General features: G+C 61.4%; 16 protein-coding genes. 13 read left to right on the top strand and 3 right to left on the bottom strand.

Annotated features, from left to right (window positions below; translation table 11 throughout):
- Positions 1-11 precede the first annotated feature (11 nt).
- Both GR197_RS04550 and GR197_RS04545 read right to left on the bottom strand, forming a co-directional pair.
- Complete coding sequence (locus tag GR197_RS04550; protein WP_164006998.1) at positions 12-293, bottom strand: hypothetical protein; 282 nt, start codon at positions 291-293, stop codon at positions 12-14.
- Between the two features lie 24 nt (positions 294-317).
- The gene (locus GR197_RS04545) at positions 318-782 is read right to left on the bottom strand and encodes a hypothetical protein (RefSeq protein ID WP_164007242.1); all 465 of its coding nucleotides are present in this window, start codon (positions 780-782) and stop codon (positions 318-320) included.
- Between the two features lie 157 nt (positions 783-939).
- Between GR197_RS04545 and GR197_RS04540 the strand changes: the two genes are divergently transcribed.
- From GR197_RS04540 to GR197_RS04500, 10 genes are all read left to right on the top strand, one after another.
- Entirely contained in the window at positions 940-7239 is a 6300-nt protein-coding gene (locus GR197_RS04540) for a HAMP domain-containing protein (RefSeq protein WP_164006997.1), read from the top strand.
- Between the two features lie 10 nt (positions 7240-7249).
- Positions 7250-8926: a response regulator gene (locus tag GR197_RS04535; protein WP_164006995.1), complete on the top strand. Its 1677-nt coding sequence runs from the start codon at positions 7250-7252 to the stop codon at positions 8924-8926.
- 141 nt (positions 8927-9067) lie between these two features.
- A complete protein-coding gene (gene treZ / locus GR197_RS04530) occupies positions 9068-10840 on the top strand; it encodes a malto-oligosyltrehalose trehalohydrolase (protein ID WP_164006993.1) in 1773 nt (590 codons plus the stop codon).
- A gap of 26 nt (positions 10841-10866) precedes the next feature.
- Positions 10867-12726: a 4-alpha-glucanotransferase gene (gene malQ, locus GR197_RS04525; protein WP_164006991.1), complete on the top strand. Its 1860-nt coding sequence runs from the start codon at positions 10867-10869 to the stop codon at positions 12724-12726.
- A gap of 193 nt (positions 12727-12919) precedes the next feature.
- On the top strand, positions 12920-13078 hold the full coding sequence (locus GR197_RS31895) for a hypothetical protein (RefSeq protein ID WP_204330045.1): 159 nt from the start codon (positions 12920-12922) through the stop codon (positions 13076-13078).
- Between the two features lie 271 nt (positions 13079-13349).
- Positions 13350-14225 carry a DMT family transporter gene (locus GR197_RS04520; protein WP_164006989.1) on the top strand — a complete coding sequence of 292 codons (876 nt, stop codon included), beginning with the start codon at positions 13350-13352 and terminating at the stop codon, positions 14223-14225.
- Positions 14226-14361: 136 nt separating this feature from the next.
- On the top strand, positions 14362-15276 hold the full coding sequence (locus GR197_RS04515; protein ID WP_164006987.1) for an ABC transporter permease: 915 nt from the start codon (positions 14362-14364) through the stop codon (positions 15274-15276).
- A gap of 9 nt (positions 15277-15285) precedes the next feature.
- Positions 15286-16221, top strand: coding sequence for an ABC transporter permease (locus GR197_RS04510; protein WP_164006985.1), 936 nt, complete (start codon positions 15286-15288; stop codon positions 16219-16221).
- Positions 16214-17848 carry an ABC transporter ATP-binding protein gene (locus GR197_RS04505; RefSeq protein WP_164006983.1) on the top strand — a complete coding sequence of 545 codons (1635 nt, stop codon included), beginning with the start codon at positions 16214-16216 and terminating at the stop codon, positions 17846-17848. The genes GR197_RS04510 and GR197_RS04505 overlap by 8 nt, the downstream gene beginning before the upstream one ends.
- Positions 17845-18792 carry a 2-hydroxyacid dehydrogenase gene (locus GR197_RS04500; RefSeq protein ID WP_164006981.1) on the top strand — a complete coding sequence of 316 codons (948 nt, stop codon included), beginning with the start codon at positions 17845-17847 and terminating at the stop codon, positions 18790-18792. Before GR197_RS04505 ends, GR197_RS04500 begins: the two co-directional genes overlap by 4 nt.
- A gap of 29 nt (positions 18793-18821) precedes the next feature.
- On the opposite strand, the gene GR197_RS04495 is transcribed toward GR197_RS04500, so the two are convergent.
- Positions 18822-19541 carry a GntR family transcriptional regulator gene (locus GR197_RS04495; RefSeq protein WP_164006979.1) on the bottom strand — a complete coding sequence of 240 codons (720 nt, stop codon included), beginning with the start codon at positions 19539-19541 and terminating at the stop codon, positions 18822-18824.
- Between the two features lie 143 nt (positions 19542-19684).
- On the opposite strand from GR197_RS04495, the gene araD reads away from it, so the two are divergent.
- The 3 genes from araD to GR197_RS04480 are packed head-to-tail and all read left to right on the top strand — an operon-like array spanning position 19685 to position 23353.
- A complete protein-coding gene (gene araD / locus GR197_RS04490) occupies positions 19685-21421 on the top strand; it encodes an L-arabinonate dehydratase (protein WP_164006977.1) in 1737 nt (578 codons plus the stop codon).
- A gap of 9 nt (positions 21422-21430) precedes the next feature.
- Positions 21431-22621, top strand: a complete 1191-nt coding sequence (locus GR197_RS04485; RefSeq protein ID WP_164006975.1) for an L-talarate/galactarate dehydratase — start codon at positions 21431-21433, stop codon at positions 22619-22621.
- A 21-nt stretch (positions 22622-22642) separates the two neighbouring features.
- A complete protein-coding gene (locus tag GR197_RS04480; protein WP_164006973.1) occupies positions 22643-23353 on the top strand; it encodes a ribonuclease activity regulator RraA in 711 nt (236 codons plus the stop codon).
- Positions 23354-23478 lie beyond the last annotated feature (125 nt).

Genomic DNA, 23478 nt, shown 5'->3' with positions numbered 1-23478 from the left:
GTCGAATATGTTCAGGTGAGCTTACCCACGAGCTTTGCATAGTCTGAAAAAGTGAAGTGCTCGCCCCTTTTGTTTGCCTCGTCGGCGAGCATCAGCACACGGATGGGAAACAGGATGGCTGCGCGGTTGGAATCGGACAGCTCGTTGTCGTCATCATCTTCGACGGCCTTCCTGGCTTTCGCGAGCGCGGCATTGAGTTCCTGATGGGTAAGCAATTCTTTCTCGACGACTGCGTCGCATATCGAGACCATTGCCATGATCAGGCCCTTGAGCTGCAGGTTGGCCGTATTCATGAGAGCTCCAATGAAAAGAGGGTCTTAATCCGGTTCGACCGGTCGGATCGTGTTGACCGAAACCACACCGTCGACGATGCCGCGTTTGATGTCGCGTCTATCCCGATCGATCTCGATGACGGTGTAAAGCTTGTCGTCGCGAAAGGCGCTGGCATTGACCGTGGTGACATCTTCGGCCGGAGCTGCATCCACTTCCATGAAGTCGAGCTCGCGAGCTGCGGCGACGATCCTCGCATCGCCCGGCGTCCTGGCGGCCACCACAATAACGCCGTGACCGGGAGCGTTGGCCCATCTGGGATCGTCGGGCTTGGCGATCGGTTCCAGCCGGTAGATGTTCAGCATTTCGTCGCCGGTGTCGGGGGAGGCTTGCGCGGCCGCATCCTGCATCTGCGCCTGGCTCTCGACCGACCGCCCGAAGGTGGTCGGGCTGGTCGCGTTGTTAATCTCTTCCTTGCCTGTCCTTGAGACGTTCGACATGTCGCTCTCCATTTTCAGGTTGGAAACGACGGCCGGCCGGAAACTGTTCCCGCGCAGGCGAAACTTGACGGCTGACGCCCGATGCAGCGATCTGTGCAACCGCGCGCCTCAGCCATACCCTTTTTCCACTTGAGCACTAATTTACCTCCAGTCGAACAAGGGGGATTTCGTGAGCAAGCAGACCAGTGAATTTTCGCGCGATGTCGTTGCGGCAGACGGCGTCAATGGGCACGACCACAAAACCATGGCATTCGATGACGCCAGTGCCCTTCTGGAGGTCCTTGTTGCGGTCCGGCGCGGCGATTTTTCCGTGCGGATGCGGTCGGATCTGACCGGCGTCACCGGCAAGATCGCCGATGCCCTCAACGACATCATCGCCGGCAATCAGCGTATGGCCCAGCAGCTCGAACATGTCGGCCAGGTGGTCGGCCGGGACGGGCGGACGAGCACGCGGGTGCGCTTCGGTCTCTCCGACGGGTCCTGGTCGGAGATGGAAGGCTCGATCAACGGCCTGATCGACGATCTCCTGTGGCCGACGACGGCCGTCACGCGGACAATCACCGCAGTCGCCAAGGGCGATCTGTTGCAGACCGTGCCGCTCGATGTCGACGGCCGGCCGCTGAAGGGCGAATTCCTGCGCTCGGCCGATATCGTCAACACGATGATCAAGCAGCTGAGCGTCTTCACGTCGGAAGTAACGCGCGTGGCGCGCGAGGTCGGCACCGACGGAAAACTCGGCGGACAGGCGCAGGTGCCTGAAGTGACGGGCGTCTGGAAGGACCTTACCGAGAGCGTGAACTCGATGGCCTCGAACCTGACGGCGCAGGTGCGCAACATCGCTGAGGTGACGATCGCCGTTGCCAACGGCGACCTTTCCAAGAAGATCACTGTCGACGTGCGCGGCGAGATCCTGCAGCTGAAGGAAGCGATCAACACCATGGTCGACCAGTTGAGGTCTTTCGCCTCGGAAGTGACGCGCGTTGCCCGTGAGGTGGGCACCGAGGGCAAGCTCGGCGGGCAGGCCCTGGTGCCGGGTGTGGCCGGCACCTGGAAGGATCTGACCGACAGCGTCAACGCCATGTGCGGCAACCTGACCGCCCAGGTCCGCAACATTGCCCAGGTGACGACGGCTGTCGCCCGCGGCGACCTGTCGCGCAAGATCACCGTCGACGTCTCGGGCGAAATCCTGGAATTGAAGGAAACCATCAACACCATGGTCGACCAGCTCAACGGCTTTGCCGGCGAGGTGACGCGCGTGGCGCGTGAAGTCGGCACCGAGGGCCGGCTTGGCGGACAGGCGCAGGTGCCGGGTGTCGCCGGCACCTGGAAGGACTTGACCGATAACGTCAATTCGATGGCCTCCAACCTGACGGCGCAGGTGCGCAACATCGCCGAGGTCTCGACCGCGATCGCCAATGGTGACCTGTCGAAGAAGATCACGGTGACGGTGTCGGGGGAAATCCTGGAGCTGAAGGAGACCATCAACACGATGGTCGACCAGCTGAATGCCTTTGCATCGGAAGTGACCCGCGTTGCCCGCGAAGTCGGCACCGAGGGCCGGCTTGGCGGCCAGGCCAATGTGCGCGGCGTTGCCGGTACCTGGAAGGATCTGACCGAAAACGTCAACTCGATGGGCGGCAACCTGACGGCGCAGGTGCGCAATATCGCCGAAGTCTCGACCGCAATTGCCAATGGCGACCTGTCGAAGAAGATCACCGTCGACGTGAAGGGTGAGATTCTCGAGCTGAAGGAAACCATCAATACGATGGTCGATCAGCTGAACGCCTTCGCTTCGGAAGTCACCCGCGTCGCACGCGAAGTCGGAACCGAAGGCCGGCTCGGCGGCCAGGCCAATGTGCGCGGCGTCGCCGGCACCTGGAAGGATCTGACCGACAGCGTCAATTCCATGGCTTCCAACCTGACGGGCCAGGTGCGCAACATCGCCGAAGTCGCCACCGCCGTCGCTCAGGGAGACCTGTCCAAGAAGATCACCGTCACTGTGTCCGGAGAAATCCTCGAGCTGAAGGAGACCATCAACACGATGGTCGATCAGTTGAACGGCTTTGCCGGCGAAGTGACGCGTGTGGCACGCGAGGTCGGCACGGAAGGCCGGCTCGGCGGCCAGGCGAACGTGCTCGGCGTTGCCGGCACCTGGAAGGATCTGACCGACAGCGTCAATTCCATGGCGGGCAATCTGACGGCGCAGGTGCGCAACATCGCCGAGGTCTCGACCGCGATCGCCAATGGCGACTTGTCGAAGAAGATCACGGTGTCGGTCTCGGGGGAAATCCTCGAGCTCAAGGAGACGCTGAACACCATGGTCGACCAGCTGAACCGGTTCGCCTCCGAAGTCACGCGCGTCGCGCGCGAGGTGGGAACGGAGGGCAAACTCGGCGGCCAGGCGCAGGTGCCGGGTGTCGCCGGCACCTGGAAGGACCTGACCGAGAACGTCAATTCCATGGCCTCCAACCTGACCGGCCAGGTGAGAAACATCGCCGAAGTCACGACCGCCGTGGCGCGCGGCGACCTGTCGCGCAAGATCACCGTCGACGTGAAAGGGGAAATCCTCGAGCTGAAGAACACCATCAACACGATGGTGGACCAGCTGAATGCTTTTGCCGGCGAGGTGACGCGTGTCGCCCGTGAAGTCGGCACCGAAGGCAAGCTTGGCGGCCAGGCGCAGGTCTCCGGTGTGGCCGGCACCTGGAAGGACCTGACCGACAGCGTTAACTCGATGGCCGGCAATCTGACGGCGCAGGTGCGCAATATCGCCGAGGTGGCGACCGCAATCGCCAATGGCGACCTGTCGCGCAAGATTACCGTCGACGTGCGCGGCGAAATCCTGCTGCTGAAGGATACGTTGAATACCATGGTCGATCAGCTTCGCTCCTTCGCCGGCGAAGTGACGCGTGTGGCGCGCGAAGTTGGGACCGATGGCAGGCTCGGCGGTCAAGCAGTCGTTCCGGGGGTCGCCGGCACCTGGAAGGATCTGACCGACAACGTCAATCTGCTTGCCGCCAACCTGACGACCCAGGTTCGAAACATCGCCGAAGTCACGACCGCCGTGGCGCGCGGTGACCTGTCGCGCAAGATCACCGTCGACGTGAAGGGAGAAATCCTCGAGTTGAAGAACACCATCAATACGATGGTGGACCAGCTGAACGCCTTTGCCGGTGAGGTGACGCGTGTCGCCCGCGAAGTCGGCACCGAAGGTAAGCTCGGCGGCCAGGCGCAGGTGCCTGGAGTGGCCGGCACCTGGAAGGACCTGACTGACACCGTCAACGTCATGGCCGCCAACCTGACCGAGCAGGTGCGCGGCATCGTCAAGGTGGTGACGGCGGTGGCGAACGGCGACCTCAAGCAGAACCTCACCGTCGCCTCTAAGGGCGAGGTGGCAGCGCTCGCCGAAACCATCAACAACATGACCAATACGCTCGCGACCTTCGCCGATCAGGTGACCACGGTGGCGCGCGAAGTCGGCGTGGAAGGCCGCCTTGGCGGCCAGGCGAATGTGCCGGGTACGGCGGGGACCTGGAAGGATTTGACCGGCAACGTCAACCTGCTTGCCGCCAACCTGACGACGCAGGTGCGCGCCATTGCCGAGGTGGCGACCGCGGTTACCAAGGGCGACCTGACGCGTTCGATCAAGGTCGACGCGCGCGGTGAAGTGGCCGAGCTCAAGGACAATATCAACACGATGATCGACAACCTGCGCCTCACCACCGAGCGCAACACCGAGCAGGACTGGTTGAAGACCAACCTGGCGCGCTTCACCAACATGTTGCAGGGACAGCGCGATCTGACGCTGGTCGGCAAGATGCTGCTGTCGGAGCTGGCGCCGCTGGTCGGAGCGCATCAGGGGGTGATCTACCAGGTGGATGCCGATGAGCGGCAGCCGGTCTTGTCTCTGCTCTCCGTCTATGCGCAAGGGGTCGAGGCGGCGCACCCGGCACGGCTCGAATTCGGCCAGGGACTGGTCGGCCAATGTGCCAGCGATGCTCGCCGCATCCTGGTCACCGACCTTCCCGATAATGTCGTTCCGATCAGTTCCGGCGTGTTCACGACCCTGCCGCGAAGCGCGATCGTGCTGCCGGTGCATTTCGAGGGGCAGGTGAAGGCAGTGATCGAGCTTGCCTCCGCCGGCGAATTCACCGAGCTGCAGCTGTCATTCCTCGACCAGCTGACGACGTCGATCGGTATCGTGCTCAACTCGATCGAAGCGACTATGCAGACCGAAGGCCTGCTCAAACAGTCCCAACAGCTCGCCGCCGAGTTGCAGACGCAGCAACGCGAGTTGCAGCAGACCAACGAGCAGCTCGGTCAGAAGGCGCAGCAGCTGGAAGAACGCAACGTCGAAGTCGAGGCGAAGAACCAGGAGATCGAGCAGGCCCGGCGCGCGCTGGAGGAAAAAGCAACCGAGCTGGCCCTGACATCGAAGTACAAATCCGAATTTCTCGCCAACATGTCGCATGAGCTGCGCACGCCGCTGAATTCGATCCTCATCCTCGGCCAGCAATTGGGGGAAAATCCGGATGGCAACCTGTCGGGAAAACAGGTCGAGTTCGCCAAGACCATCCACGGCGCCGGAACCGATCTCCTCAACCTGATCAGCGATATCCTCGACCTGTCGAAGATCGAGTCCGGAACGGTGTCGGTCGATGCCGAGGAGATTTTCCTCAGCAACCTGCTTGAGATGATGGCCCGGCCATTCCGGCATGAGGCGGAAAATCGGAGCCTGTCATTCGCGGTCGAGGTCGGTGGCGATATTACCAAGAGCATCATTACGGATTCGAAGCGGCTGCAGCAGATCCTCAAGAACCTGCTGTCGAACGCCTTTAAATTCACCGCGCAAGGCGGCGTCACGCTTCGTGTCGGGTTGGCGGCAAGCGGCTGGTCGCCCGATCATCCCTCGCTCCGGCATGCGCCTTCGGTTATCGCCTTCGAAGTCGTTGACACCGGCATCGGCATCCCCCCGGAAAAGCAGCGCATCATTTTCGAGGCGTTCCAGCAGGCGGATGCCTCGACGAGCCGCAAATATGGCGGCACCGGCCTTGGTCTGGCGATCAGCCGCGAGCTGGCAAACCTCTTGGGGGGTGAGATCCAGCTCCGCAGCACGCCCGGCGTCGGCAGCACCTTCGTCCTCTATCTGCCGCTCACCTATGTCGGTGCCGGCGCGGTTGCGCCGAAATCAGCCCCACCGGCAAATGTCGTGGAATTCGCCGAGGCGGCAGCCAGCCGACGAGCCGAAAAACCTGCCGAACATGTTGAAGACGATCGTCATCGGATAGCGGCCGGCGATTCGGTGCTGCTCATCGTCGAGGATGATCCGCATTATGCCCGCGTCCTGGTCGATCTCGCCCGCGACAATGGATTCAGGGTTCTGGTGGCGATGCGTGGCGGCGATGCGTTGGCACTCGCGCAGGACTACAGGCCGGCAGCGATCTCGCTCGACATATTCCTGCCCGATATGCTCGGCTGGACGGTGCTCAGCCAGCTCAAACAGAACCCGCAGACGCGGCATATCCCGGTGCAGATCATCAGCCTCGATGAGGATCGCCAGCATGGGCTGACCCGCGGTGCCTTCGCCTTCATGAGCAAGCCGACGACGCCGGAGGGCCTCGGCAAGGCGCTGTCGCGCTTGAAAGCTTATGCGCAACCGCGCCGCAAGCATCTGTTGCTCGTGGAAGACAACGAGGCCGAGCGGTTGAGCGTCACTGCCCTTCTCGGACATGACGACATCGACATCACCAGCGTCGGCTCCGGATCGGAAGCACTCGCCGCCCTCAGGCAGGATCCTCCAGACTGTGTTGTGCTCGACCTTTCCCTTCCGGACATGTCCGGCTTCGACGTTCTGGAGAAAATACGCGACGACGCCGAGATCGGTGAGGTTCCGGTGGTCGTATTCACCGGACGGGAGCTTTCTCCAGAGGAAGATGCGACGCTGCACAGCATGGCGCGAAGCGTCGTCGTGAAGGGCGTGGAGTCTCCGGAACGTCTTCTCGATGAAACTGCGCTGTTCCTGCACCGGGTCTTCGCCGACCTGCCACCTGCAAAACAGGCGACGCTGCAGGAATTGCACAGCTCGGACGAGGATCTTGTCGGCGAGACTGTACTGCTCGTCGACGACGATGCCCGCAACATCTTCGCGCTGAGCAGCGTGCTGGAACGCCGGGGAATGCGGGTGCTGACCGCGACAACCGGCAGCGAAGCCATCGACGTCATCAACAACGAACACTCGGTTGCGATCGTGCTGATGGATATCATGATGCCTGGAATGGACGGTTACGAGACGATGCAGGTCATCCGTTCGGAGCCCCGGTTCCGGCGGCTGCCGATCCTGGCGCTGACGGCCAAGGCGATGAAAGGCGACCGTGAGAAATGCCTGGAAGCGGGCGCCTCCGACTATCTGGCGAAGCCGGTCAATACCGAGCAGCTTTTGTCGGCTCTTCGCATGTGGCTGCACCGCTGAGGACCTGGCCATGAACCCCGTCAACATCCTCCTCGTCGATGATCAACCCGCAAAGCTTTTGAGTTACGAGGTCATACTCGAAGAACTCAAAGAGAACCTCATCAAGGCGCAATCGGCGCGCGAAGCCTTCGAGCATTTGTTGCGCACCGAGATCGCCGTGATCCTCGTCGATGTCTGCATGCCCGAGCAGGATGGGTTCGAACTTGTCGGCATGATCCGGCAACACCCGCGGTATCAGAACACGCCGATCATCTTCGTCTCCGCCGTCATGCTGGCCGAACCCGATCGGCTGCGCGGTTATGCGGTGGGCGCCGTTGACTACGTCTCCGTGCCGATCGTGCCCGAGGTGCTGAGAGCCAAGGTCCGGGTCTTTGCCGATCTCTATAGGAAGACGCGGGAACTCGAACGGCTGAATACGGAACTGGAGGCCCGGGTTCGCCAGCGCACCGCCGAGCTCGAGGCCTCGGCCGCTCAGTTGCGGGAGCTCAACGAGGAGTTGGAGCACCGGATCGATCAAAAGACGCGCGAGCGCGAGGAGGCGCTGGCGCAACTGTTCGAGGCGCAGAAGCTCGATACGATCGGCCATTTGACCGGCGGTGTGGCGCATGACTTCAACAATCTTCTCATGGCAGTGCTCGGCAGTCTGGGCCTTCTGAAGAAGCGGCTTCCGGCCGATGAACGCAGCGAACGTCTGCTGACGAATGCGATCCAGGCGGCCGAGCGCGGCACGGCGCTGACCCAGCGCCTGCTTGCCTTCGCCCGCCGCCAGGAACTCAAGCCGCAGGCGGTCGATTTCCTCAGGCTGTTCGAAAACGTCGAGGATCTTCTTGCCAAGGCGGTCGGGCCGCGCGTCGAAATCCGCAAGCGCATTCCGGCAGATCTGGCACCCCTTTTGGTGGACAGCAACCAACTGGAATTGGCGCTGCTCAACCTGTTCGTCAATGCTCGCGATGCACTCGAAAGCGGCGGCGCCGTGACGGTTGCCGCGGCGGCCGCCGAAGAAGCTCGGCCGGCCGGTCTCGCGGGCGGGAATTACATCCGGATATCGGTGTCGGACGATGGCGAGGGGATGGATGAGGCCACCGTCTCGCGTGCCGCTGAACCGTTTTTCACCACCAAGGGAGTCGGCAAGGGCACCGGTCTCGGCCTGTCGATGGTGCATGGTCTGGCGGCCCAATCCGGGGGCTCGATCCAGATATCGAGCGCCAGGGGCAGCGGCACGACGATATCCCTGTGGCTGCCCGTCGCCGAGACTTTCGTTGAGGTACAGCCGGTCGTCGAGCCTCCGGCGACGGAGCCTCTGAAACCGGTGTCGAGAGCGCTTGCCATTCTGGTCGTCGATGACGACGCGCTTGTCCGAACGGGAACCGTGGCGATGCTGGAGGATCTGGGGCACTTGCCGCGGGAGGCGTCTTCCGCCTCGCAGGCCCTGGAATTCCTCGCCGACGGACGGGATTGCGATCTCGTCATCACCGATCATGCCATGCCCGGCATGACAGGCGCCGAGCTTGCGCGCCACCTCCGCTCGGCCTTCCCGGGCCTGCCGATCATCCTCGCCTCGGGCTATGCCGAGTTTTCTGAAGACCACGGCCTCGGCCGGATGCTCAGGATGACGAAGCCGTTCACACAGGAACAGCTTCAGGTGGCCATGGATAAGGCACTCTCGGGTAAAGTCGCTGCGGCCTGACGATCGAAGCGTAAACATACCGAGGCGAGCAGCGCGGTCATCCCCGCGACCGTTGCCGCTTTTGCGTGTCCAATTGCGGACGAAACTTTTTGCTCCCGCAAAAGTTAAATAAATCTATCCCCACTCACCGAAGGCTTTCCCTTGACCAAAATGACGTTCGGCCCCGCATTCATCGAAGACGGGATTCTGTTTCGCCTCTGGGCTCCCCTGCATGAAAGCGTGTCGTTGAAGATCGAAGGCGCCGAGCCGCGCCCGATGCAGGCTGCTGAAGACGGCTGGCATCATTGCACGGTCAAAGACGCTCATCCCAGCACGCGCTATCGCTTCGTCCTGCCCGACGGTCTCGAAATTCCCGATCCCGCCTCGCGATTCCAGCCGCAGGATGTACACGGCCCGAGTGAAGTGATCGACCTGTCCTCCTATCGCTGGAAGACGAATGACTGGACCGGCCGGCCCTGGGAAGAGATGATCATCTACGAGATGCATATCGGCTGCTTCACGCCGGAGGGGACTTTCGAAGCTGCGATCGAGCGGCTCGATCATCTGCGGGAGTTAGGTGTCACGGCGTTGCAGATCATGCCGGTCAGCGAATTCCCCGGCCGTTACAGCTGGGGTTATGACGGCGTGCTGCCCTATGCTCCTGACAGCAGCTATGGCCGGCCGGAGGATTTCATGGCGTTGGTGGATGCGGCGCATGAGCGCGGCATCTCGGTATTCCTCGATGTGGTCTACAACCACTTCGGACCTGACGGGAATTATATCCCTTCCTATGCGCCGCTCTTTACCGACCATCACAAGACGCCCTGGGGCCACGGCCTCAACTATGACGGCGACGGATCTCAGATGGTCCGTGAATATGTCATTGAGAACGCCGTCTACTGGATCACCGAATTCAGGCTCGACGGCTTCCGCTTCGATGCCGTTCACGCGATCAAGGACGATAGCGGCGAGCATCTTCTTTACGAGCTTGCCCGCCGCGTCAGGGTTGCAGCCGGCGACCGGCACGTTCATCTGATCGTTGAAAACGAGGAGAATGACAGCGACCTGTTGAAGCGTGACGAAAACGGCGAAGCAAAGCTATTCACGGCCCAGTGGAACGACGACGTCCACCATGTGCTGCATATCACCGCCACCGGTGAAACCTTCGGCTATTACGCCGACTACGCCGGCGACGCCGGCAAGCTCGGCCGGGCACTGGCGGAAGGTTTCGTGTTCCAGGGAGAGCACATGCCCTATCGCGGGGGAAGTCGGGGCAAGCCGAGCGGTCACCTGCCGCCAACGGCTTTCATCTCGTTCATCCAGAACCATGACCAGATCGGCAATCGGGCGCAGGGCGACCGGGTCATGGTGTCGAGCCCGGCAGATGCCGTCAAAGCCGTCATATCAATCTATCTGTTGGCGCCGGAGATACCGATGCTGTTCATGGGCGAGGAATGGGGTGCTGCAGAGCCTTTCCCGTTTTTCTGCGATTTCGACGAGGAACTGAACGAGAAGGTCAGGAAAGGCCGGCGCGAGGAGCTTTCGCGTCTGCCGGGCTTCGACGCCGAGGACCTTCTCGACCCGACGGCGCCATCGACCTTTGCTGCGGCCAAATTGGATTGGTCGAAACGCACTGCCTCTGACGTGCTTGAATATTACCGGACACTTCTCGACCTCCGGCACCGGAGGATCGTTCCTTTGCTAAAGGGTGCGGCCGGTGGAAGCGCGGTCTACCGCTCGGCGGGAAATGCGATCGCGGTGGATTGGACCCTTGCGGAAAGCCGGCATCTTCATCTGCGCGCCAACCTCGGCGACGATGCGGTGTCGCCGCTCGACCAGCAACAGCTTGACGCTGAGACGATATTCTGTCTGGGCCGCAGCGATGGCGGTGATCTCGCGCCCTGGACGGTGATCTGGAGCATGAGCGAGGCGTGACGGCGGTGCGAGGAAAGGATCGACTGATGAAATCCGCTGAGGTCGACAAGCTCGCCCGCCTCCACGGCATCAGTTCAACCAGGCCCAGCCCCGAGAACCGGGAGGTGGTGATATCGGCCGAGACCAAGCGTAAGATACTCTCTGCACTGAACATCGAATTGACGGGGACGGTTGAGACTGGAGCGCCGTGGCGGGAAACAAAGCCGGCGGGCGCGAATATCCCGGTGTCATTTCTGCCGGATTTCCTCTCCGACACGCGCGTCTGGGGCATGAGCCTGCAGCTCTACGAACTCCGGTCGACGCGCAATTGGGGCATAGGAGACTTCAAGGATCTGGCTGATATGGCCGATCTGGCGGGATCGCTGGGGGCGGATTTCATCGGGCTCAATCCGCTTCACGCGCCTTTCCTCGCCGATCCCGATCGTTGCAGCCCCTATGAACCGTCAAGCCGCCAGCATCTCAACCCGCTCTATATCGCAGTCGACCAGGTGCCGGGGTTTGCCAGCAATCGCGAACTCGAACGGGAATTGGAGCGCCTTCGCCAATCCGATCTCGTCGATTACATCGGCGTCGCGCGAACAAAGCTTGGAGCGCTTCGTGATCTCTGGTCGGCATGGCGACAGGGTGGTGTCAGTGACAAGGCTCATGATCCGGCCGATTTCGATGCCTTTGTCGCGCGAGGCGGTGACAGCCTGCGGCTGCATGCGCTGTTCGAATGCCTCTCGTTTGCCATGGTCGAGCGGGGTGCGGGCGCCGGCTGGCAACGCTGGCCAGCCGAGTTCCAGCGCGTTGACAGCGCTGCCGTCACCGATTTTGAACGCGAGCACCCAGACGATGTTCGTTTCCACATGTGGCTGCAGTGGCTCGCCCACCGGCAATTAATGCAGGCGGCAGATCAGGCGCGCAAGGCCGGCTTGCGCATCGGGCTCTATCTTGATCTTGCCGTCGGGGAAGCGGTCGATGGCTCGGCGACATGGAGCGAGCCGGATGTCTATGTCTCCAAGGCCACAATCGGCAGCCCTCCCGATCCATTCGCCGTCGACGGCCAGGACTGGCACCTCGCTGGATACCTGCCTTCAAAAATTGCTGCAGGGGACATGTCGCCGTACCGGCGCATGGTCAGAACCGCCATGCCCTACGCGGGCGCCATTCGCATTGATCACGCGCCGGCAATCCGCCGCCTTTTTTTGGTGCCGTTGGGCGACAGGCCGGAGAGCGGCGCCTATGTCCGCTATCCCGAGGATCGGCTGCTGCAGATCCTCGCCGAGACTTCCGCCGAACACCGATGCCTCGTCATCGGGGAGGCCCTCGGAATGATCCCGGAAGGATTGCAGGAAGATCTGGCCGCTGCCGGCATTCTCTCCTACCGGATCTTTTCCTATGAACAGGACGAGAAGGGCTTCAGGCCGGCCGATGCCTATCCCGTCCGCGCACTCGCCTGCATTTCGACGCATGACCACCAGACGCTTGCCGGCTGGTGGCGCGGCGCCGATATTCAGGATCGCTGTGAACACGGCATCGTACCGGCCGATCTTACCGAAGAACATCTCAAACACCGCAAGCGGGAGCGGAGATACCTGAAAGCGGCATTCAAGGCCGCCGGCCTCGACTTGCCGCCCCGGCTCACGGCGGCGCGGGCAAGCGAAGAGACGCAGAAAGATCTGACCGTTGGCGCCTACCGTTTCATTGCTCGGACTCCATCGCTTCTAACCGCTGTGCGACTTGCCGACCTCACCAACGAGAAAAAACCGACCAATATTCCTGGCACCAGCGACAGCTATCCGAACTGGAAGCCGAAGCTGTCGGTCTTGCTGGAGGATCTGCTGTCGAGCCCGCTGCTGAGAAGCGTAACGGCGGCAATGCAGGAGGAAAGGCCGCGCAAGTGAGCGAGGTCGGGCAAACCGTCCGTTCGTCATCGTTGGCGGCTCGGGGCCTGCGGCGCGAATGAAATCGATTGGGCGAGGAACGAATACGCAGCCGGCGAATTTTAGACAAATAAGGACAGGGATGTCGAGATGAGGGCCTATCCGCTTTCGCCGCTTTAAAATGCGGCACGGCCAATATGATGGAAACAAGATCATGACGACCGCATTCATCCTTATCGCATTGGCTCTGATCATCTACGCCGGCCCGACACTGCTGTTCATCTGCGTCGGCTATGCCGATTATGTGCTGGAGCGGCGAAGACATCTGCTCGCGCTGAAGCACGCCGTGAGGCGTCGCAGCGACGAGTTTTAGCGCAATTTCCAGGAAATCGCTTTTCAATACCACTGCCAACCGTCGATATTCGATTGGCAACTAATATATTTGTATTTTAGTATGGACCCGGTTGGTGGGTCGGGATAAATCTTTCGCGCTAAGAACACACAGCGGATGCAGAGCACCTGATGCGACGGGCACCCCGGCGTATACCCGGCAGAAGGCTTTACTGCTGATCGATGCTATCGGCGCCGGCATATCGAATGGCTGATATGGCGGGGGCTGCAATCGTTCCATCAGGAGAAGCGTGATGCAGCCCGGTCGCACAGGCCTTGCTATCTGCATGATGGTGGCCGCCGCCTTTTTGAATAGCGTCGACGCAATCATCGTGCGCTTGCTGGCCGGCGAGGTGCATCCCTTGATGATCGGCTTTTTCCGGTCGTTTTTCGGGCTTCTTGTCGTCTCGCCGTGGATCGTGTCCCGCGTGGGTCTGAGAGCCTCTCCCTTCCGGGTCCTGCATGTCGTGCGTGCGGGTCTGAAGCTTGCCTCGCTGGTTGTTTTGTTCATCGCCTTTGCGCATGCGCCATTGGCTGATGCCACAGCGATCAATTTTACCATGCCGATGTTTCTCGTTCTCGGTGCGTGGCTTGTGCTCAAGGAACATGTCGGCGTCTACAGCGTCGCCGGCATCGCCGCAGGCTTTATCGGCGTGATGATCATCATTCGTCCCGGAGCCTCCGGTTTCGACCGATGGCTGCTTTTTGCGCTGGCAGGAGCGGTACTGACGGCGGCTAGCCAGTTGATGCTGCGGCGCATGGCGTTGAGGGATAGCGCAGACCGACTGGTTGCATGGAATCTGATCACCACAGTGCCGCTTGGCCTCATCGTCATGCTGCCGGTTTGGTCGATGCCGACCTGGAGCCAACTCGGGTTGCTCGCCATGCAGGGCGCGCTCGGCGCATTCAACATGACGCTGATCACTCGCGCCTTCGGCATGGCGGCTGCAAGCGTTCTGGCGCCGCTCGACTTTCTCCGGCTGCCGGTGGTCGCGCTGATGGCCTTTTTGTTTTTCTCGGAAATTCCTGCGCCCCAGACCTGGATCGGCGCGGCGGTCATCATTGGCGCAACTATCATCGGCACGGGCGGTATGGCCTGGAGACGGAAGCCGCCGGTCGATAAGAGCTGACGAATTTGAGAAAGGGGGTTCACAAAAATTCTAGATGCACTAATATTTCAGTTCACGCTTGTCGACGGGGAACATGACGGCGGACACGCGAGGACCAGGCGAACGGTCTCTATGGGTTTCACTCGGGAGGAGTGGCATGAAGAGTTTCATCGGCAAACGCGCGATCGCCAGCGGCGTATCGCTCGTGGTGCTTATCGTCATCGTGTTCTTCCTGTCACGGCTCACCGGCGATCCGACCGATCTCTACCTGCCGATTGATGCGACCACGGAAATGCGCCAGCAATTCCGCGAAATGAACGGGTTCAACGACCCGTTGATCATCCAGTTCGGCCGTTATGTCGCAGATCTCGCGCAGGGCAACTTCGGTCAGTCGCTGCGGCAGGCTCGTCCTGCCATGGACGTGGTGCTTGAGGCCTTCGTCTGGACCTTCTGGCTGGCTGTCATCACCATGGCGCTGGTCACGATCGCTGCGATCGTCATTGGTTCGCTCGCGGCGTTTCGCGTCGGCGGGGTCTTCGACCGTTTTGCCACCTTCTTCTCGCTGATCGGCGCTGCGGCCCCGGATTTCTGGCTTGCCATCGTGGCGATCGTCATTTTCGCCGTCAAACTGCATGTCCTGCCGACATCGGGAACGGGAACCTTCTGGCATTGGGTCCTGCCGGTCAGCGTGCTGTTCATCCGGCCCTTCGGCCTGATCCTGCAGGTGGTGCGCGGCTCGATGATCAGCGTGCTGTCTTCCGCCTACGTGAAGACGGCGCGCGCCAAGGGCGTCCGTTCGAACTCGATCATCTTCGTTCACGGATTGCGCAACGCCATGCTGCCGGTGATCACCGTAATCGGCGACCAGGCCGCCGCCATCTTGAACGGTGCCGTTGTCGTCGAGACGGTGTTTGGTTTTCCCGGAATCGGCAAGCTGATGATCGATTCCATCCTGCTTCGCGATTTCGCCGTCGTGCTGGCCGTCATCATGGTCTCGGCATTGGCGATCTTCATCATGAACCTGTTGATCGACATTGCTTATGCGCTGCTCGATCCGCGTATCCGGTATTGAGCGATGACGATGACCGACACACAAATCCTCATCGAGAAGAAACCGGGCGGCCCGATCGGGCGTTGGCTGACCATGCTGTGGGCGGACAAACTCGCTTTCTTCGCCGCTCTATTCCTCTTGATCGTTCTTCTCTGCGCGTTGTTTGGCCCGTTTCTGCTGGAGGGCATCGCCACCAAACAGAACCTGCGGGGCCGAAACGCGCCGCCCTTCGATATCACTCGCGGATGGCTTTACCTCCTTGGCGCCGATGCGCTGGGCAGGCCGCTTCTTGCCCGCGTCGTCGTCGCGGCGCAAAACACCATCCTGGTTGCCGCAGCGGCGGTGCTGGCATCCTCTGTCCTTGGCACGGCGCTCGGATTGGTGGCGGGTTACAGCCGCTCATCCGCCGCTCAATGGATCATGCGTCTCGGCGACGTCATCATGTCCTTTCCGTCGCTGCTTCTGGCGGTGATCGTGCTCTATATGCTCGAACCCTCGGTCACCAATATTGTCCTTGTTCTGGCGATCACCCGCATTCCCATCTATCTGCGCACCACCCGCGCTGAAGTGCTGGAAGTGCGCGAACGGATGTTCGTGCAGGCGGCGAAGGTCATGGGCGCATCGTCCCAGCGCATTGTCTTCCATCACATCCTGCCGGTGATTTTCCCCACGCTGGTCACCATTGCGACGCTTGATTTCGCTTTCGTCATGCTGGCGGAATCCTCACTGTCGTTCCTCGGGATCGGCATTCAGGCGCCGGAGATCACTTGGGGCCTGATGGTTGCCCAAGGGCGGCCCTACCTAACCAATGCCTGGTGGCTGTCCTTCTGGCCGGGCCTTGCAATCATCCTGACGACGCTGTCGCTCAACCTTCTGTCTAATTGGCTGCGCATCGCGCTCGATCCGACGCAACGCTGGCGGCTTGAAATGAGAGGCAGGGAAATGAGAGGCAGGAAAAATGGCTGAACATCTTCTGGAAGTGCGCGATCTCTCGGTCGAGTTTCACACCGTCAGCGGCACCGTCAAGGCAGTGCAAGATGTCAGCTGGCATCTCGATCGCGGCGAGACACTAGCAATCCTCGGGGAAAGCGGTTCGGGCAAGTCGGTGTCGGCCGCGGCGATCATGAACCTGATCGATATGCCACCCGGCAAGATCACCGGCGGCACCATTCTCCTGAATGGGTGCGACATGCTGACAATGACGCCTGAGGAGCGGCGGTCGATCAACGGCGCCAGGATCGCCATGATCTTTCAGGACCCGCTGGCCCATCTCAACCCGGTCTATAAAGTCGGCTGGCAAATCACCGAAATGATGACCACGCACGGTCAGTCGGCGGAGCAGGCCAGGGCCAGGGCGCTCGAACTCATGGAGCGGGTGGGCATTGCCGATCCGCAGGCGGCAATGCAAAAATATCCCTTCCAGTTCTCCGGCGGGCAACGGCAGCGCCTGATGATCGCCATGGCGATCGCCTGCAAGCCCGACATCCTGATTGCCGATGAACCCACCACCGCGCTGGATGTCACGGTACAGGCACAGGTGCTCGAACTTCTGCAGGAATTGCAGCAGGAAACCGGAATGGGCCTGTTGCTGATCACGCATGATCTCGGCGTCGTTGCCGAGATCGCCGACCGGGTCGTGGTGATGAATTCCGGCTGCGTCGTCGAAACCGGCAATGCCGCCGAAGTCTATCGCAACCCGCAGAACCCCTATACCAAGAAGCTGATTGCTGCCGCACCCGGGAAGGGCGCGATGGCGCAAGAACGTGACCGACAGGGCGAACCGCTGCTGCGCGCCATCGGCTTAAAGAAGAGTTTCGGCGCATTCCAGGCATTGAGAGGTGTAGACTTCGTCATCATGCCCGGCGAAACCGTTGCCGTTGTCGGCGAAAGCGGTTCCGGCAAGTCGACGCTTGCCCGGGCAATCGTTCGCCTCGACGATCCGCAGGAGGGCCAGGTGCTCTACCGCGGCAGCGATCTGCTTGCGATGAGCCCGAGGGAAATATTCAGGCTGCGTCGCGATTTGCAGATGGTCTTTCAAGACCCGACGCAGTCGCTCAACCCGCGGATGACCGTGTTCCGATTGATCTCCGAGGCCTGGGTCATTCACCCGAATATCCTGCCGAAAGCGAGATGGAAGGAGAGGGTGGCCGAATTGCTGGTCAAGGTCGGCCTGAAAGCGGATATGGCGGACCGATATCCGCATCAATTTTCCGGCGGCCAGCGCCAGCGCATCGCCATTGCCCGCGCGTTGGCGATGGAGCCGAAACTGATCATCTGCGACGAGGCGGTTTCGGCGCTCGACGTGTCGATCCAGGCGCAGGTGATTGCCTTGCTCGACGGCCTGCGCCGCGAATTCAACCTGTCCTACCTTTTCATTGCGCACGATCTGCCGGTGGTTCGCGATTTCGCCGATCGCGTCATCGTCATGAAAGCCGGCGAGATTGTCGAGGAAGGGCCGGTGGCCCAGATCTTCAACGCGCCCTCCCACCCCTACACCCAGGCGCTGCTTGCCGCCGGCCTCGATCCCGATCCGGAAATCCAGGCCACAAGACGGGCCACACGCCGCATACAGGAAGGACTTGTTCCCGCATGAAGCCCGATGTCATCGTCGCCTATCCGCTCCGGTCCCGTCAGATGGCGGTGCTGGAGGAAACCTATACGCTGCACCGGCTGGATCTTGCAGAAGGCGAGGAGCGGGATGCTCTGCTTGAGAAAGCCGGCCCGATCTGCACGGCTCTGGTCTGCAACGGCCATGTGACGATCGATGAGGCGCTGCTTGCGAAATTGCCGGCACTGAAGCTGGCCGCCTGTTCCTCGGCGGGCTACGATCAGATGGATGTCGAGGCGATGACGCGACGCGGGATCAAACTCACCAACACATCCGAGGTGCTGTGCGACGACGTTGCCGACACGGCGCTGCTCCTGATGCTGGCGGCGCGACGGCGCCTGCCGGAAGGGGACCGTTATGTTCGTTCCGGCGACTGGGGGCGCAAGGGCATGATGCCGTTGACGACGTCGACGTCGGGAAAGCGGGCCGGGATCGTCGGTCTCGGCCGCATCGGTATGGCGATTGCCAGGCGATGCGAAGCTGTCGGGCTGACGGTCGGCTATTCCGGGCGGACGAAAAAAGCCGGCAACGATTTTGCCTATTTCGACGAGCCGGTAAAACTGGCGAACTGGGCCGACATTCTGATCGCGGCGACGCCGGGCGGGGCATCCACGGAAGGGTTGATTTCGGCTGAGGTGCTGAACGCGCTCGGCCCGACGGGCAGCTTCATCAACATTGCCCGCGGCACCGTGGTCGATGAGCCGGCTTTGATCCGGGCCTTGCAGGAAAAGCGGATCGCCTCGGCCGGCATCGATGTCTACCTGAACGAACCCAATCCCGATCCGCGCTTCGCAGCACTCGATAATGTTGTGCTCTATCCGCATCACGCCAGCGGCACCGAGGAAACACGCGACAGGATGGCGCAATTGACGGTCGACAACCTTGCGGCCTTCTTCGCAGGCATGTCGCTGCTGACGCCGGTCAATTGACCCCGGCGGAAACCCGCGGCGCGGCAGGTTCAGACGAAGTAGTCTGGAAACTCTTTCCTGAGGTCTTCCACCTTCGCGACTGTGCGGCTGAGATGCTCGCGGACCGCGTCGACAGCCCCCTGTTCGTCGCGGGCGGCAATCGCGTCGATGATGGCGTGGTGACCGTCGAGGATGCTCATGATCTTGCCCTTTTCGGGCAGATGCAGGCGGCGAATCCGCTCGAGATGGCCGGACCGCTCGCGAACCAGTTGATGCAGGCTGCTGCGCTTGGCGCCTGCGAACAGGGTCTGGTGAAAGAGCTCGTCAAGTTCCTGGAAGATCGCAATCTGATCGACGTCGTCAGCGACTGCCGACTGCATTTTGATAATCGAGCGGGCGCGCGTGATGACGCTCGGATCCGGATCAGGGTCAGTCGCAAGGCGGCGGCAGACTTCCGATTCCAGCGCGACGCGAAGGAAATGCGCCTCGTAGATTTGCAGGACGTCTATCCTGGTCACGACAGTGCGGGACTGCGGGTAAATCCGAACCAGGCCCTCCTGTTTGAGAAGCTGTAACGCATCACGAATGGGAGTCTGGCTGACTTCGTAGGTCTCCGTCAGTTCGGTGCGCGACAGCGTGGTGTCCGGAGGCAGCTGAATGGTGATGATGCGCTTTCTGAGATCATCATAGACCCGCTGGACGGTGCTGCCGGCCGCGACTGGAAAGCCGGGTGCGGTCAGGCCGAATGTGGAAGCGAACTGAGAATTCATGTGCGGCAAATCCTTTTACTCCATTCATAGCTTTACGCGACCTAATGCACAAGAATGCAAAGTTGGAGTTGATATATATGAAAAACTAAAATATCAGTTGGGGGAATTCGTAGATCAGCAAGCAAAATGGGGGAGAAAAAGCCGTGACCGCGAGGAAAACGTACGAGCAACTGCGGTCGGCCCGATGGATGATGCCGGATGATCAGCGCTCGTTCGGTCACCGGTCGCGGACCATGCAGATGGGCTATGCGCCGGAGGATTGGCAGGGAAAGCCGATCATCGCCGTCATCAACACCTGGTCGGACGCCCAGCCGTGCCACATGCATTTCCGCGAACGTGCCGAATGGGTGAAGCGGGGAATTCTTCAGTCGGGCGGATTTCCCATGGAACTGCCGGCACTTTCGCTTTCCGAAAACTTCGTCAAGCCGACCACCATGCTCTATCGCAACATGCTGGCGATGGAGACCGAAGAGCTGTTGCGGAGCCATCCAATCGACGGCGCCGTTCTGATGGGCGGCTGCGACAAGACGACGCCCGGCCTTATCATGGGTGCGGTCAGCATGGGAATTCCCTTTGTTTATCTGCCGGCCGGGCCGATGCTTCGCGGCAATTACGCCGGCAAGACACTCGGCTCCGGGACCGACGGTTTCAAATACTGGGACGAGCGGCGTGCCGGCACGATCACTAAGGAGGAATGGCAGGGCATCGAAGGCGGCATTGCCCGCAGCTACGGCCACTGCATGACCATGGGAACGGCGTCGACCATGACGGCGATCGCCGAGGCTATGGGATTGACGCTGCCGGGCGCTTCGTCAATTCCGGCAGCCGACGCTAACCACCAGCGCATGTCGGCGGCCTGCGGCCGCCGCATCGTCGATATGGTGTGGGAGGATCTGACGCCCGACCAGATTATCACGCCGGCGGCCGTCGACAATGCCGTCACCGTCGCCATGGCGACCGGCTGCTCCACCAATGCGATCATTCACCTGATTGCCATGGCGCGGCGCGCCGGCGTGCCGCTGGAGCTCGATGACCTCGATCGCATCGGTCGCACGACGCCGGTGCTTGCCAACATCCGTCCTTCCGGATCGACCTACCTGATGGAGGATTTCTTCTATGCCGGCGGCTTGCGGGCGCTGATGAAGCAGCTCGGCGACAAGCTCGATCCAACCGCGATAACCGTCACGGGAAAACCGCTGGTGGATGGCCTCGACCAGGTGAAGATCTACAATGACGACGTCATCCGACCACTGTCGAACCCGGTCTATCACGAAGGCTCGCTGGCAGTGCTCAAGGGAAACCTGTGTCCCGACGGCGCGGTCATCAAGCCAGCGGCCTGCGACCCGAAATTCCACCGCCATTGCGGCCCGGCTCTGGTCGCCGACAGCTATGCGGAGATGAAGAAGATCATCGACGATCCTGATTACCCCTTGACGCCGGAGACGGTGCTGGTGCTGCGCAATGCCGGCCCCCAGGGCGGGCCCGGCATGCCGGAATGGGGCATGATCCCGATGCCGAAGGCGCTGTTGAAACTCGGCCTGCGCGACATGGTGCGCATCTCCGATGCGCGCATGTCCGGAACCAGTTTCGGTGCCTGCGTGCTGCACGCCGCGCCGGAATCCTACATCGGCGGGCCGCTGGCATTGCTGAAAACGGGCGATATGGTCGAGCTCGACATTCCGGCGCGCAGCCTCAATATGCTGGTTTCGGAAGAGGAGATCGCAGCCCGGCAGGCCGCCTGGGTGGCGCCGATGCGGCATTACGAGCGCGGTTACGGCTTTATGTTCTCCAAGCATATCGAGCAGGCCGACAAAGGCTGCGACTTCGACTTCCTGACGACGGAATTCGGTGGCAAGACTCCGGAACCGACTATCAATTGAGGCACCACGATGTTTGATCCCAATCGACGCTCGATCCCTGCACAGCCGCCCAAGGCTGGCTTCGCCGCCGGCCCGTCCAAGCTGGACGCCATCCGATCGGTCACCCTGTCGCTCGCTTATCTGCCGTTGGCGCGGCCGATCAGCGATGCCAAGGTATTGACGGGCCGGCAGAAGCCGCTGACGGAAGTGGCGTTTCTGTTTTGCGAGATTGTCTCCGAGGCCGGCCATAGCGGTCTCGGCTTCAGTTACTCGAAGCGGGCAGGCGGGCCTGCTCTTTATGCACATGCCTGCGAGATTGCCGACAATCTGATAGGCGAAGACCCCAACGATACAGCACGGATATGGGACAAGCTCTGCTGGGCCGGCGCCTCGGTCGGCCGTTCCGGCATTGCGACGCAGGCCATTGCTGCCATCGACATCTGCCTCTGGGACATGAAGGCGAAACGCGCCGGCCTGCCGCTGGCGAAACTGCTTGGCGCCCATCGCGACAGCGTCGCCTGCTACAACACGTCAGGCGGCTTCCTGTCATCGAGCGTCGAGGAAATCCGCGATGCCATCGATCACTCGATCGCCGCCGGCATCGGCGGCATCAAGATCAAGGTCGGGCAGCCGGACCCGATGATCGATCTTCGCCGGCTCGATGCCGTGACCAGCCATATCGATGGCCGCGTGCCGCTGATGGTCGATGCCAACCAGCAATGGGACCGCACGACGGCGTTGCGCTTCGGCCGGCTGGTCGAGCCGCTCAATCTCGAATGGATCGAAGAGCCGCTCGATGCCTATGACGCCGAAGGTCATGCCGCACTGGCGCGCGAACTCGCCACACCGATCGCCACCGGCGAGATGCTGGCAAGCGCCGACGAACATATGGCCTTGATCCGCGCCGATGCGGTCGACTTCATCCAGCCGGATGCGCCGCGCGTCGGCGGCATCACACCCTTTCTGCGCATCTGCACGCAAGCCGAGGCGAAACGCATGCGGCTCGCGCCGCATTTCGCCATGGAAATCCATCTGCACTTGGCGGCCGCCTATGCGCACGAGCCGTGGGTAGAGCATTTCGATTGGCTGGCGCCGCTGTTCAATGAGCAACTCGACATCAAGGACGGCCGGATGATCGTGCCCGCCCGTCCGGGACTTGGTTGCAGCCTGACGGGTAAAGCCCGTGACTGGACAGTTGAAACGCGCAGCTTCGGCGTCTGAATAGAACCAGGAGATAGAGATATGAACCCTAGAACCCGTGAAAAGCTGATGGGTGTCTCGGTCGCGACGCTGTGCTCGGCACTGTTCAAGCGCGGTCTAAGAAATCAGACGATTCAGGATGTTCGGCCCGTGCAGCCGAAGGGCCGCAATATGGTGGGGCCGGCCTTCACGCTGCGTTACATGCCGGCGCGCGAGGACCGCAACGCGATGAACGTCTTTCGAAACCCGAAACACCCGCAACGGCTTGCCATCGAGACCTGCCCGGACGGCCATGTTCTGGTGATGGACAGCCGCAAGGATCCGCGCGCCGCCTCGGCCGGCGACATTCTGATCACCCGACTGATGATGCGCGGCGGCGCCGGCGTCGTCACTGACGGCGGCTTCCGCGACGCGGTGACGATCGGCGGCCTTGATATTCCCGCCTATCACAATCGTCCTTCCAGCCCGACCAACCTCACGCTGCACGAGGCGATCGACATCAATGTGCCGATCGGTTGCGGCGATGTGGCGGTCTTCCCGGGCGACATCATGGTTGGTGACGACGACAGCGTCATTGTCATCCCGGCCGAGATCGCCGACGAGATCGCTGACGAAGCGGTCGAAATGACCGCTTACGAGGATTTCGTCACGGAGCGCGTCAAGCAAGGACATACGATCATCGGCCTCTATCCGGCCACCGACGAAAGCAACCTGACGCTCTTTGCCGAATGGCGGAAGGTGAACGGTCGCTAAAGCATGATGCCGAAAAGTGTGAGCGGTTTTCGGATGACATCATGCTCAACACTTTAACTAGAACAGGATGATTTTAGGCCGAGCGGGCCTAAAATCATCCTGTTCTAAGCCGGCATCTTGGACAA

This window comes from Rhizobium phaseoli, from assembly GCF_010668805.1.
Classification (GTDB): Bacteria; Pseudomonadota; Alphaproteobacteria; order Rhizobiales; family Rhizobiaceae; genus Rhizobium; species Rhizobium phaseoli_A.
The sequence above is the reverse complement of the archived record's forward strand: the minus strand, read 5'-3'. Positions and strand labels throughout refer to the sequence as shown.

Excerpts from the sequence above, each read along its gene's own strand:
- GR197_RS04550 (WP_164006998.1), bottom strand. The coding sequence starts at position 293 with ATGAATACGGCCAACCTGCAGCTCAAGGGCCTGATCATGGCAATGGTC.
- GR197_RS04480 (WP_164006973.1), top strand. The coding sequence starts at position 22,643 with ATGAACCCTAGAACCCGTGAAAAGCTGATGGGTGTCTCGGTCGCGACG.
- GR197_RS04520 (WP_164006989.1), top strand. The coding sequence starts at position 13,350 with ATGCAGCCCGGTCGCACAGGCCTTGCTATCTGCATGATGGTGGCCGCC.
- GR197_RS04510 (WP_164006985.1), top strand. The coding sequence starts at position 15,286 with ATGACCGACACACAAATCCTCATCGAGAAGAAACCGGGCGGCCCGATC.
- malQ (WP_164006991.1), top strand. The coding sequence starts at position 10,867 with ATGAAATCCGCTGAGGTCGACAAGCTCGCCCGCCTCCACGGCATCAGT.
- GR197_RS04545 (WP_164007242.1), bottom strand. The coding sequence starts at position 782 with ATGGAGAGCGACATGTCGAACGTCTCAAGGACAGGCAAGGAAGAGATT.
- GR197_RS04515 (WP_164006987.1), top strand. The coding sequence starts at position 14,362 with ATGAAGAGTTTCATCGGCAAACGCGCGATCGCCAGCGGCGTATCGCTC.
- GR197_RS04500 (WP_164006981.1), top strand. The coding sequence starts at position 17,845 with ATGAAGCCCGATGTCATCGTCGCCTATCCGCTCCGGTCCCGTCAGATG.
- GR197_RS04495 (WP_164006979.1), bottom strand. The coding sequence starts at position 19,541 with ATGAATTCTCAGTTCGCTTCCACATTCGGCCTGACCGCACCCGGCTTT.
- GR197_RS31895 (WP_204330045.1), top strand. The coding sequence starts at position 12,920 with ATGACGACCGCATTCATCCTTATCGCATTGGCTCTGATCATCTACGCC.
- GR197_RS04535 (WP_164006995.1), top strand. The coding sequence starts at position 7,250 with ATGAACCCCGTCAACATCCTCCTCGTCGATGATCAACCCGCAAAGCTT.
- GR197_RS04505 (WP_164006983.1), top strand. The coding sequence starts at position 16,214 with ATGGCTGAACATCTTCTGGAAGTGCGCGATCTCTCGGTCGAGTTTCAC.
- GR197_RS04485 (WP_164006975.1), top strand. The coding sequence starts at position 21,431 with ATGTTTGATCCCAATCGACGCTCGATCCCTGCACAGCCGCCCAAGGCT.